At 63.0% G+C, this 12701-nt stretch carries 9 protein-coding genes; 6 read left to right on the forward strand and 3 right to left on the reverse strand.

The genetic code is table 11. The features are described 5' to 3' along the window. Window positions 1-121 precede the first annotated feature (121 nt). The 5 genes from catA to APH42_RS05715 all read left to right on the forward strand — a co-directional run bounded on the left by catA (window position 122) and on the right by APH42_RS05715 (window position 8161). Window positions 122-1027, forward strand: a complete 906-nt coding sequence (gene catA / locus APH42_RS05695; RefSeq protein WP_060492906.1) for a catechol 1,2-dioxygenase — start codon at window positions 122-124, stop codon at window positions 1025-1027. A 249-nt stretch (window positions 1028-1276) separates the two neighbouring features. Then, the gene (locus APH42_RS05700) at window positions 1277-4048 is read left to right on the forward strand and encodes an amino acid adenylation domain-containing protein (RefSeq protein ID WP_060492907.1); all 2772 of its coding nucleotides are present in this window, start codon (window positions 1277-1279) and stop codon (window positions 4046-4048) included. A 97-nt stretch (window positions 4049-4145) separates the two neighbouring features. Beyond that, a complete protein-coding gene (locus APH42_RS05705; RefSeq protein ID WP_012272936.1) occupies window positions 4146-4676 on the forward strand; it encodes a sigma-70 family RNA polymerase sigma factor in 531 nt (176 codons plus the stop codon). Further along, window positions 4673-5626 (forward strand): FecR domain-containing protein, encoded by a 954-nt coding sequence (locus APH42_RS05710; protein WP_012272937.1) that lies wholly within the window; start codon window positions 4673-4675, stop codon window positions 5624-5626. Before APH42_RS05705 ends, APH42_RS05710 begins: the two co-directional genes overlap by 4 nt. An 84-nt stretch (window positions 5627-5710) precedes the next feature. Further along, window positions 5711-8161 (forward strand): TonB-dependent receptor, encoded by a 2451-nt coding sequence (locus APH42_RS05715; protein WP_060492908.1) that lies wholly within the window; start codon window positions 5711-5713, stop codon window positions 8159-8161. A gap of 35 nt (window positions 8162-8196) precedes the next feature. Here APH42_RS05715 and APH42_RS05720 read toward each other — a convergent pair whose 3' ends face one another. Then, the gene (locus APH42_RS05720) at window positions 8197-9216 is read right to left on the reverse strand and encodes an LLM class oxidoreductase (protein WP_060492928.1); all 1020 of its coding nucleotides are present in this window, start codon (window positions 9214-9216) and stop codon (window positions 8197-8199) included. Window positions 9217-9366: 150 nt separating this feature from the next. On the opposite strand from APH42_RS05720, the gene APH42_RS05725 reads away from it, so the two are divergent. Then, a complete protein-coding gene (locus tag APH42_RS05725; protein ID WP_012272940.1) occupies window positions 9367-10257 on the forward strand; it encodes a LysR substrate-binding domain-containing protein in 891 nt (296 codons plus the stop codon). Window positions 10258-10279: 22 nt separating this feature from the next. On the opposite strand, the gene APH42_RS05730 is transcribed toward APH42_RS05725, so the two are convergent. Beyond that, window positions 10280-12130 carry a DUF3857 and transglutaminase domain-containing protein gene (locus tag APH42_RS05730; RefSeq protein ID WP_060492909.1) on the reverse strand — a complete coding sequence of 617 codons (1851 nt, stop codon included), beginning with the start codon at window positions 12128-12130 and terminating at the stop codon, window positions 10280-10282. A 79-nt stretch (window positions 12131-12209) separates the two neighbouring features. Then, window positions 12210-12695: an isochorismatase family cysteine hydrolase gene (locus APH42_RS05735; RefSeq protein WP_012272942.1), complete on the reverse strand. Its 486-nt coding sequence runs from the start codon at window positions 12693-12695 to the stop codon at window positions 12210-12212. Window positions 12696-12701 lie beyond the last annotated feature (6 nt).

The following is a 12701-nucleotide window of genomic DNA, read 5'->3' on the forward strand; positions in this document are numbered from 1 at the left end:
TGCGCCCGCTTTCACCCCCGCCTGAACAACAAAACTGCCTGATTTCAGCGTGTTACCAACCTGGCATTGCATTTGCTCAAGCCTTTGCACCGCAATAACAACAACGACCGGTGAGGCAACCATGACTGTAGCGATATCCCATTCCCCCGACGTGCAGGCCTTTTTCGCCAAGGCCGCAGGCATTGGCAACGACCAGGGCAACCCACGCCTGAAGCAGGTCGTGCTGCGCATCCTGCAGGACAGCGCCAGGCTGATCGAAGACCTGGCGATCAGCGACGACGAATTCTGGCTAGCGGTGGACTACCTCAATCGCCTGGGCGGGCGCAACGAAGCGGGCCTGCTGATGGCGGGGCTTGGCCTGGAGCACTTCCTCGACCTGCTCAGCGATGCCCGCGATAGCCAGGCCGGCTATGCCGGCGGTACACCGCGCACCATCGAAGGCCCGTTGTACGTGGCTGGCGCGCCGCTGTGCGAAGGCGAAGCTCGGCTGGACGATGGCCACGACCTGGGCCAGCCAATGCTGCTCGAAGGCCAGGTGCTGGACGTGCACGGCAAACCGCTGGCCGGGGCCATCGTCGATGTGTGGCACGCCAATACCCAGGGGCTGTACTCCTACTTCGACACCAGCCAGGCCGAGTACAACCTGCGCCGGCGTATCCGCACGGATGCCCAGGGCCGCTATCGCGCCCGCAGCATCGTACCCAGCGGCTATGGCTGCCCGGCCGACGGGCCGACCCAAGCCTGCCTGGACCAGTTGGGCCGCCATGGCCAGCGGCCCGCGCATATCCACTTTTTCATCAGCGCACCGGGGTATCGGCACCTGACCACGCAGATCAACCTGGCGGGGGACGAATATTTGTGGGATGACTTTGCCCATGCCACCCGTGACGGGCTGGTGGGTGAGGTTGAACAGCTTGCGGACGGAGTGGCGCGGGTGGTGTTCGATTTTTGCCTGCAGGCGGCGGCCAGCGCCGATGATGAACAGCGCAGCCAGCGGCCTCGGGCTTTGCAAACAAGTACCGATTGATTTAGCAGGGGCAGTCCACTCTGTGGGAGCGGGTTTACCCGCGAACACCGGCACAGCCGGTGCCAGGCACCGCGTTGGATTCTTCGCGGGTAATCCCGCTCCCACAAGGCAATCGGACTGGCTGCGAAATCAGTGTCGTGCCAACCCGGCTATCGCAAGGCAGCCTCCAATCATTGGCGCCATCGGCCACCCTGCACTAGCGTTGTGCTACCAGCCAGCCCCAACGTTCATGCGGAGCCTTCACCCATCATGCCGGACCTGCGCCCGAACCCGACGCTGCGCCTGGAGTACCGTGCCGAGCAGCCGATTCATCAGGCTTTTCTCAAGCAAGCCAGCCGCTGCCCGGATGCCACTGCCATCATTGCCCAGCACACCACCTGCAGCTACACCCAACTGGAGCAGATCAGTCAGGGCATTGCCGCATTTTTGGTAGAAAACGCTGCCAGCGGCGCCGATCGTGTGGTCATCGTCGCCAGCCGAGGCGCTGCGCTGGTGTACGCCATGCTCGGCTGCCTGCGCGCCGGCCTGGCCTTCACCGTGGCCGACGCCGCCAACCCCGCCGTGCGCATCAAGCAAATCGTCAGCACCCTGAAGCCTGCCGTGGTCCTGCGCTGCGGCGAGGCAACCGTGGACGCCGGCCAGTTCATTGTCGCTGCGGTGCCAGAAGCCCCCACTGCAGCACAGCAAGCCTTCCCTCGCCAACCTGTCGCGCTGCCCGCTGTCAGCCCCGAGCAACCGGCCTACATCACCTTCACCTCGGGCAGCACCGGCGAGCCCAAGGGCATCGTCACCCACCACGCGCCGTTGGTGCACTTCATCGACTGGCATGTGCAACAGCATGGCTTCACCCAAGCTGACACCTTCTCGCTGCTTTCCGGCCTGGGTCATGACCCGGTGTACCGCGACGTGTTCACGCCACTGTCGATCGGCGCGACCCTCGCCTGCCCGGCCCAGTCGACCTTGACCGACCCCTCACGGCTGGCCAGCTGGATTCACCAGCACGGCGTGAGCGTGATCCACCTCACCCCACCACTGGGCAAACTGATCGAAACCGGCGCACACATGAATAGCCAGGTGCTCGGCCAACTGCGCTACCTGTTCTGGGGCGGTGATGCGCTCAGCCCGGCGCAGTACCAGCAGGTGCGCGCCATCGCACCGAATGCCGTCAATGTGAACTTCTACGGCACCACCGAAACCCCGCAAGCCATGGCTTTCCATACCCTCGAACCGGAGGCGGTCGATGCCCGCGTACCCTTGGGCAAAGGCATTGCCGATGCGCAGTTGCTGGTGGTCAACCCGGCCAACCAGTTGGTCAGCGAAGGTGAAACCGGCGAAATCCTGATCCGCAGCCCGTACCTGTCGCTGGGCTACTGGAACGACCCGGCATTGACCGAGGCCAAGTTCATCGCCAACCCGTTCACCGGCAGTGCAAGCGACCGCTGTTATCGCACCGGTGACCTGGGCGCCTACCTGGCCGATGGCAGCGCCAGTTTTCTGGGGCGCGGTGACAGCCAGGTGAAAATCCGCGGCCATCGCATCGAGCTGGCGGAAATCGAGAACGCCATCACCCGTCAACCACACATCGGGCAATGCGTGGTGGTGGCCAACCAGGATGGCGGGGCGACCCGCCTGGTTGCCTATTGCGTCGCACAGCAGGCTACCCGGGCTGACGAGCTGCGCCAGGCGCTCGCCGGCCAGTTGCCGGACTATATGGTGCCGGCGCTGTTCGTGTTCCTGGATGCCCTGCCGCTCACGCCCAACGGCAAGGTCGACAAACGCGCCCTGCCCGCCCCCTTCGACGACGGTGCCAACCAAGCGCTGTCCCCGCTGGCCGAAAAGCTCAGCACGGCCTGGGCACGCATTCTCCAGGTGCCGCGCCTGGACGCCAGGTTGAGCTTTGTCGAACTGGGCGGCGACTCGCTGTCGTTCGTGCAAGCCTCGCGGGTACTGGAGGAACTCATAGGCCACCTGCCAGAGCGCTGGGAAACCCTGCCGGTGTGCCAGCTCGCCGAATTGAGTGCGCCGCCCAAGGGTGTGTGGCGGGTGATGGAAATGCCAGTCTTCGTGCGGATGCTCGCCATCATCCTGATCGTGGTCGGCCACCTCAGCGAGTTCGACCACTGGCTGATCGTCGGCGAAACCTCGGTACTGTTTCTGGTCTCCGGCATCAGCCTGGCGCGCTTCCAGCTCAAGGCCATCGAAGAGCGGGGCGATGCGCGCACCTTGCTCAGGTCACTGGCAGCCATCGTGGTGCCGACGCTGTTGTACACAGCACTGATCCAGCTGGTGTTCGACCGGTTGCACTGGCAATCGCTGCTGCTGGTGTCCAACTGGTTCCCGGCCAGCGAGGTCAGCCTGTTCAACTACTGGTACATCGAAGTGCTGGTGCAGATGATCGTGATCATTGGCCTGCTGCTGTCGATCAGGCGCGTGCGCCGGGTCGTCGTGGCCGACCCGTTCCGCTGCCTGATCATCTCGGCCTGTGCGCTGGTGGCGCTGGATGTGCTCATCAACCAGTTCGTATTCGACGCCAGTGCCCTGCTCCACCGGGTACCGCAGCACTTCCTGGCGGTGATGGTGCTGGGCATGGCCGTGCACCACGCCGACACCACCGCACGTAAATGGGTGGCCAGCGCAGTAGCCGTGCTGGTGGTCGGCGAGCTGGACCTGATGGCGGTGGCCGGTGTTGGCTGGGAAGCGTTCACGCGCTATGTCGACATCGCCCTGCCGGCGATGCTGGCGCTGATCTGGTTTCGCTCGGTGCCGGTCCCGGCCCTGGTTGCCCGGGCAGGCGCCGTGATCGCCTCGTCAACCTTGTTTATCTACCTGACGCATTTCCAGTTCCAGTCCGTGGCGGACCATGTGTCCAGGCACCCGCTGTTCGAGGTGGCCCTGGCACTCGCTGGTGGGGTGCTGGTGGCCTATTGCTGGAATACCCTGATACGTCTGCTGTTTACCCGCAGAAACAAGCACAACCCGGCGCGCGGAGCAGACCCTGCCGAGCGCGCCACCTCAGCCTGAGCTGACTTGCCGGCACAGGAGCAGTGATTGCAAAGCCTGAAACACTCTGCCTAAAATGCGAACCATTAACATTTGCAAGCATTTTCAGGCGGCATGGATGAGCACCCCGGACGTAGCGTTCACCTCTCAAGTCAGCCAGCTATACCGGGCCCAGAGCAAATGGCTGCATAACTGGCTTAAACCGCGAGTCAACTGCAGCCACCTGGCCGCAGACCTCGTTCAGGATGTGTTCGTGCGCGTCATGTCTGCCGCCGACGCTGCGGTAAAACTCGAAGCCGTGCGCGAACCCAAAGGTTACCTGGCAACCATCGCACGCCGTCTGATGATCGACCACCTGCGCCGCGTGCACCTGGAACGGGCCTGGCTGCAGGTGCTCGCCGAGCAACCCGAAGCACTGGACATCTCCCCCGAGCAACGCCTGGCCCTGCTGCAAACCCTGTTCGAACTCGACGCCATGCTGGCCTCGCTCGGGCCAAAGGTGCGCGAGGCATTTCTGCTTTCGCAGATCGATGGCATGCCCTACAAGCAAATCGCCGCGCAGCTGGGCATTTCCGAAGTCAGTGTGCGCCGTTACGTTGCCAAAGCGGCCGAGCACTGCATGATCTACAGCCTTGGCCTAGGCCTGTGAGCGTGCACCTGGATGCCGAGCAGCGGGCTTCGTTGCGCCAGGCTGCGCACTGGTTCAGCCAGCTCAACAGCGGTGACGTGCAGGCCAGTGACTATTCAGCCTGGCAGCTGTGGCTGAATGCGACACCCGTCAATAGCTGGGCCTGGCAGCAGGCCGAGCGGCTGCAAACGCGCATGGCAGCAAGCGAAAACCCCGCTTCGGCACGCGTGCTGGCGCTGGCGGCACACGGCCGGCACGCCAGCCGGCGGCGGGTGGTCAAGGCCGGCTTGGTGCTTCTGGGCGGCGGTGCTCTGAGCCTGGGTGGCTACCGGGAGGTGAAGCAGTCTGCGTGGCTGGCAGACGTGCGTACCGGCGTAGGCGAACAGCGTTCGCTACTGCTGAACAATGGCACTGCGGTGGTCCTCAACACTGCCTCGGCAGCGGATGTAGGTGACCTGCGCGAAGCGCCGTGGCTGCGCCTGCGCCAAGGTGAGTTGATGGTAACGGTGCCGGCACGCCAGACCTGTAAAGTCGTTACCCGTAACGGCACCATCGAGGCCGGCGAAAGCCGCTTTGCCGTGCGGCTGTTCGAAGACAGCAGCAGCCTTGAGGTGTTCGCCCAGCAGGCACAGGTGAAGCTGGCTTCGGGCCAAACCCTTCAGCTAGCGAGCGGCCAGCGTTGCCAGTTCAACGAACAGGGCTTCTCCTCGGTGGAAGCTGTCGCGCTGGCAGCTGATGCCTGGGGCCAGGGTTTGCTGATTGCCAACGATCAGCGCCTGGACACGTTCATCGCCAACCTTTCACGCTACCGCCCGGGCTGGCTGCGCTGCGCGCAGTCGGTGGCAGGCCTACGCATCAGCGGCACCTACAAGCTGAGTGATACCGACCAGATTCTGCGGGCACTGGCCACGTCCCTGCCGGTGCAGGTGCAAGCGCGCACACGCTACTGGGTAACGGTCACGGCGGTGTAAATAAACTCGCCCTACCTGATCACTTTGCTGCGGCTTATCCGACTCATAGGTAACCCGACACTTACCTACATGAGAAACGCAAACATGACCCGCCGCTTCAACCCCAGGCCTTTCACTGCGCCAGGCCTGCGCACCTGCCTGATGCTGGCTGCCCTGCTCGGTGGGCCCGGCGCCGCCTGTGCCAGCCAAGCCCATGATTACCACCTGCCGCAGGGTGACTTAGGCGAAACACTGACTCAGTTCGCTGCGCAGTCCGGCATCGTGCTGTCGTTCGACACGCACTTGACGCGCGGTAAACGTTCGCCGGCACTCGACGGGCGCTATGGCGTAGAGCAGGCCTTGCGAATGCTGCTGGGCGGTACCGGGTTGCAAGCCATACAGGAAAGTGACGGGCGCTATTCGCTGCTGTTGAACACCGGCGAGGGCGATGTGGTGGAGTTGGCACCCAGCCGCGTCGATGCCCTGGGGCTGGGTAACGTCACCGAGGGTACCGGTGCGTACACCACCGGTGGTTCTACCACTGCAACCAAGCTGCCACTGACCCTGCGTGAGACACCGCAGTCGGTCAGCGTGATCACTCGCCAGGTCATGGACGACCACGGCTCGCAAGACATCGGCGACGTGCTGCGCAACACGCCCGGGGTTTCAGTCCAGGCTTATGACAGCGAACGCATGGAGTACTCCGCACGCGGCTTTGCCATCACCAATTACCAGTACGATGGCATCAACACCATCTATGACGGGGTCTACGACGAGGGCGTAACCCATGTCGACATGGCCGCCTATGACCGTATCGAAGTCATCAAGGGCGCGACCGGCCTGATGACCGGCTCTGGCGACCCATCTGCCACGGTCAACCTGGTGCGCAAGAAGCCCACTCACGACTTCAAGGCGTCGATCACCGCCAGCGCCGGCTCCTGGGACAACTACCGCACCGAAGGTGACATTTCCGGTTCGCTCAACGACAGCGGTAGCGTGCGCGGCCGCCTGGTAGGTGCCTACCAGGACCGCAAGTCGTACCTGGACCACTACAAGCAGAAAAAGGACGTCTACTACGGCATTGTCGAAGCCGACCTGACACCCGACACGCTGCTGACATTCGGCATCGACAACCAGGCCACTACCCCGCGCGGGTCGTCCTGGACCGGCAACCCGACGTACTTCTCCGACGGCAGCCGCACCGACTTTTCGCGCGCATACAACCCGGCAGCCGACTGGAGCCGTCGCGACTTCCAGTCCACCACCTACTTCAGCTCGCTGGAGCAGGCCCTGGTCAATGACTGGAAGGTCAAATTCAGCCTCAACCACATGATCAGCGATCACGACACACGCCTGGCTTCTGCCAGCGGCGGCAACCCGGACCCGGTCACCGGCGAAGGGATGTTCCTGTATTGGGGGCGCTGGGAAGGCCATCGCGTGCAAAACACCGCAGACTTGAATGTATCCGGGCCGTTCACCCTGTTCGGCCGCGAGCATGACCTGGTGGCAGGCTTCATGACCTCGCATTCGCGGCAGACCGGTGATACCTACGACGGCAGCGCATTCGAGAGGGTGCCCGGTTCCATCTTCGACTGGAACGGCAAACTGCCCGAGCAGCACTTCCCGAAAAACGGCGACTACACCACCACGCAAAGCCAGAACGGCGCCTATGTGGCCACCCGCCTGCGGCCGACCGACAAGCTTTCGGTCATCCTTGGCACCCGCGTCAGCACCTTCAAGTACAACGATGATGAAGACTATTACCCAACGTCTTCGCTGAGCGACACCCACGCGAGCTACAAGGAACACGGTGTGGTCACCCCCTACGCGGGCGTGGTCTACGACCTGGACGACACCTACTCGGCCTATGCCAGCTACACCTCCATTTACCAGCCGCAAGTGTACAAGGACATCAACGGCGCGACCTTGGCACCGGTGGAAGGCGATGGTTACGAAGCAGGTTTCAAGGCCGCCTGGTTCGATGGCCGGCTGAACGGCACCCTGGCGTTCTTCCGCATCGAGCAAGACAACGTCGCCTCCAACGTCGGCACCAACCCGGTAACCAATGAAGGCATCTACAAAGCTATCGACGGTGCAACCACCAAAGGTGTCGAACTGGAACTGGCCGGCGAACTGGCGCCCGGCTGGAACATCACCGCCGGCTATACCTATGCCCGTACCCGCGATGCCGACGACCAGCGGATATTCGGTTTTCCGTTGGCAACCACCAAGCCTGAACACGTAGTGCGGCTGTTCAATACCTACCGCCTGCCTGGTGTACTCGATCCGGTGACCGTAGGCGGCGGGCTGAGGTGGCAAAGCGGCTTCTATGGCAACATCTACAGCCCGGTCGCCAATGACTACACCCGCATCAAGCAAGGCGGCTACACCCTGGTCGACTTGATGGCCCGCTACCAGTACAACGAGCACCTGAGTTTTACGGTCAACGCCAACAACGTGTTCGACAAGGTCTACCTGACCGGGCTGGGCAACTTCGATACGACCTACTATGGCGAACCACGCAACCTGATGGTCACCACCCGCTGGGATTTCTGACCGGTCTGCGACTCAGCGCCCAGCCCGCCGGGCATCTACCAGTCCTGACACATTGGCTGCGGCCCCGGCAGGCTGGGGAATAGCGGTAGCACCTCTTGCGCCAGCTCCTGGAGGATGTCTGCCACAGGCCGTTGCGCCTTGTGAATGCCTAGCGCGGCATGGTTGACCCCTGCCGCCTGCCACTCGCCTAGCAAGTCGATCAGCCCCTGACGCCCGGTTTTCAACACGTAGCCACCCTGCACGGGTGTGAGTGGAAAATGCGGGTCATCGACCAGGTCAATCCACTCGTTGGTCATGTGCGGGCGGAAGCCGCCGCCAGGGATTGCGGCACGCCAGGCGCGGACCTTCTCGGCCAGGCGCGTGCGCCCCATGGCATCGTGGGTGGCGTCCGGGTAGCTCAGCCAGCCGTCGGCATACTCGCCCAGCCACTCCAGGCTTTGTTGCGAACGGCCGGTAACCACCAACGGAATACGCCCACTCAGCGGCCTGGGCAACAGCTGGGCATCGCGCACCAACCCCAGAGGCGAGTCGATCGACGTGTGCCCCGCCAGCAATCGGCGCACATAGTCCACCGCCAGGGCAAAACGCTCGCCGCGCGCTTCATGGGCCAGGCCATAAGCGGGGAACTCAACGGCGCGGTCACCCGAGGCAATACCCAGCACCAGCCGCCCGCCCGACAGGCAGTCCAGTGTCGCCGCTGCTTTTGCCAGGTCGATGGGGTGACGCAAGGTGAAAATGGCACTACCGGTGGCCAGTGCTACGCGTTGGGTCTGAGCGGCCAGGAAGGCCAGGTAGGCGAATGGGTCGAACACCTGCCCAGCATCACCGAACGATGGGTCGAACAATGGCACGTCGCGCACCCACACGGCAGCGAAGCCCAGCCGGTCAATGGCCCGCACCTGTTCAGCCTGGCCCAGCAATACACGCATGTCGCCCTGGTAGGCGCGCAATGGCAGGAACACGCCCAGCGTCAGCCGCTGGGGGGCGAACATACGGCAGTAACCGGGGTGGTTGGCAAACGCGCTGGCATCGGCGCCGCGAGTAACAGCCGACAACGTCGGATCGTAAACGGACATTCTATCAATCCCTCAGAAAAACTAATGTTTGGCAGTTGATCCGAGCGTTATCCTATTCACCACTGGTTGGAATAAGAAACGATATGTTCTGCCATATAACTTTAGATTTTCTAAACACAGGAGCAGCCCATGGGCGCCGTCTTGCCCTTGCTTGCCTTGCGCGCGTTCACCGAAACAGCACGTCTTGGCACCTTGAAAGCCGCCGCCGAGCATATGGGGGTGACGCCGGGCGCGATTAGCCAGCAGATACGCCTGCTCGAGGAGCGCCTGGGCGTCACGCTGCTGGTACGCACCCGACAGGGCGTGCAACTGACCGACGCCGGCACCACGCTGTATCCGGGCTTGTCACGCGGCTTCGGGCAGATCGAAAGCGCCTTGGCCGAACTGCAAACCGTGGCCCGCACGCCCACCCTGACCGTCAGCACCGTGCCTGCCTTCGCCGCGACCTGGCTGGTACCGCGCCTGGGCGATTTCAATGCCCGCCACCCGGACATCGAGGTGCGGGTAGAGGCGTCAGCGAAGCTGGTGGACTTGCAACGCGACCGCGTCGATGTGGCGCTGCGTCATGGCCTGGGGCATTACCCTGGGCTGCAGAGCATCGCCCTGATGGCACCTGTGCTGTTGCCGGTGGCAAGCCCTGCGCTGCTGGCCAGCGGGCCAGCGATCGAAGCCCCCGCGGACTGCCTGTATTATCCGTTGCTGCAAGATGGCGAACGTGCCGACTGGCCCTTGTGGCTGCAGGCGCATGGTTGCACCGTGGATGGCCGCTGCAGCCGCGGCCCGAGCTTCGATGAAGACCTGCTGCTGTTGCGTGCGGCGCTGGCTGGGCAAGGTATTGCGCTGGTGCAGGACCACCACGCGCAAGAAGACCTGCGCAGCGGCAGGCTGGTGGTAGCGGTGGACAGGCCATGGCCGGCGCGGTTCGCCTACTATGCCGTGGCCCACCAGCAAGCACTGAAACGCCCGCAGGTGCGGGCGTTCATAGACTGGGTCACAGACCAGGCACTGGGCAAATGGTGAGGGCGAATTGCACCTCTTCCATTTACCCCGCCTGCACGATGATCTGGCTCTGCAGGTCGCGAATCATCGCCTCCAGGGCCGGTTTCATGGCCGTGAAGTCTTCTGGCGTGCAAACCACATCCGGTCGGCTGAACTTGAAATGCCGCTCCACCACCACCGCATTGCCATCCTGGGTGTAACGCGCGCTGTAGTCGACATTGCCATCGTGCACCTTCACAGGCTTGGGGATCGCCAGCACGTTGACCTGGGCCGGGAACTCGAAGCGCGACGTTTCCACCGTGTCGTTGGAAATGCACACAAAGCTCTGGTTGCGGTCCTTTTCCAGGGTGAAGCTGTACACATTCTGCGAGATACCGCCCGCCAGGCTGGTCAGGGTCGCCACGCCCACCGGCCCTGGCAGGTTGACCAGGTTTTCCGTGCGCCCGTCGACGGTGCTGACAAAATCGCCATTGCCCACGGGCGGCGCGACCTTGAACGAACCACTGCCGCGCTGGCCGTAGGCGGCCAGCACTTTTTCCACCAGCATGTCGCGGTCTGCCGGTTTCATCAGTTGCAAGCCAAAGCGGCTCATCTCGCTGGCCCAGCCCTTCACCGTGGAAACGTTGGTGAAGTCGGCGGCACCATCGGCCTTGACCTTGAACAGCAAATCACTGGAAACCTGGTTCAGCTGCATGGCCGGGGTTTTGCCGAACTCGCCGGTGGCCGTCAGCAGCACGCGCTTGTTCAGCACGGTCAACGGCAGGTAACCCGCCGCGATCGACGGGTCGGTCGAGTCCAGGTACAAGTCCAGGCTCGGCACATAGGTGATCACATGGTTCAGTACACCCAAGGTCGGCACTTTGGGGAACACATAGGCGTTGCCCTGGTTCACCAGCGCCGGTGTGCTCCTGATACCTGCAGCGCTCAGCAGCGCCTCCAGCAGCGCAACATGGTCCTTGCAGTCGCCGTAGCGGTTGTCCAGCACGGTTTGTGCGGCATGCGGCACCACCCCGCCAGCACCGACATACACCGCCACATAGCGGATATTCTGGCGCACCCAATCACTGAGGGTAAGGGCCTTTTCCCGGGCTGTGGGCACACCGGCGGTCAGGCGCTTCGCCAGCTCGCTGATCTGAGGGGTGACCTCGACCGTGGCCCTGGTCTGATAGGCCTGGGCGAAGTCCTTGAACCCTAAGAACGTCGACACTGCCAGGTAGTGGCCGTAATCCAGGTACGACACCGCCCCCGTCTCGATCCGCGCCCGCGCCCCCGGTACATAGTCCCAGCGATACACTGTACGGCCATCATTCGTGGCAGGCGGCGACGCCTTGAAACCACGGGCATCGGCCTGCAGCGGCATGCCCTGGGGCATCTCGTAGGCCAGCGAAAACTGCCCGACCGGGTAGAACTGCGGCACGGTGATGTCTTCGAACTGCCCAGGGAACAATGGCGTAGAGCGGTTACGTTGATAACGCAGCACCAGCCGGTCACCCACCGCAACCTCGGGGAAGATGACCACCTTGTTGACCGAGTCCTGGAACATCGGTGCCTGGGCAGACGCCTGCTCTTGCTGCTCCTTGATGTGCGCGGCATCCACCTGCACTTTGCGCCCGTCGGGCTTTTGCGTATAGGCCTCGACCACTTCCAGCGTTTCCAGTGACCGGTTGTAGCTCAACGGGTGCTGGGCATTGGTCTTGATGGCGCGGTCTTCGTTGATCAGCATGACGCTGTCGACATCCAGACGGAAGCTGCCGTCTTTCTGTACCACGAACGTCTGCGCGATCTTCTCCAGGGTGACGGAACGGTCGGTGCCGTCGGTGAAGGCGTGGGCATGGCTACACCAGGCCAGGGTTACAGGCAGCAGAACAGCTGCCAGACGGAGCATTTTCAGCATGGAGATCCTTCTCGATCAGCGGTTTACAATCGACAATGATACGCATTGTCACCGCATGATGGCAAAGTGACTACATGCACTACCCTTGCATGGCCAGTTCGGCCAGTACTTCGGATGAGGTGGTGACCTGCCGAAAATGGTGCTTCCACAGGTCGATACCGAGCTTGCCCGAGCGGTCCAGCGAAGACCCTACCGTCATGTCTGTCACCAGCGTTGGCATCAACCCTGCGTCGAACAGGGCGAAGCCTGCGGCCAGCACACAGGTTTCGGTCTGCAACCCACACACCAGCACCCGTTCCACACCCAATTGCCGAATGTACTCAATCGCCTCGGCACGTTGCCCGTAGCCATGTTTGACGAATACCTGGTCGGCCTCGACCAGGCTTTCGTCCTCGGCGGCCGGGTGCCAGCCGAGCTGGCGCTCGAACGGCGTGACCTGTTCATCATGCAACTCGACCGAGGCAATGGTGGGGATGTTGGCCGACAAACGCCGCAGGCCATCGACCAGCCACTCGGGTGGGCTGAAGGTGGATTGGACATCGACGATGAGCAAAACCTGGCGCATAGCGTA

The sequence above is a fragment of the Pseudomonas sp. NBRC 111140 genome (genome assembly GCF_001320885.1).
GTDB lineage: Bacteria > Pseudomonadota > Gammaproteobacteria > Pseudomonadales > Pseudomonadaceae > Aquipseudomonas > Aquipseudomonas putida_P.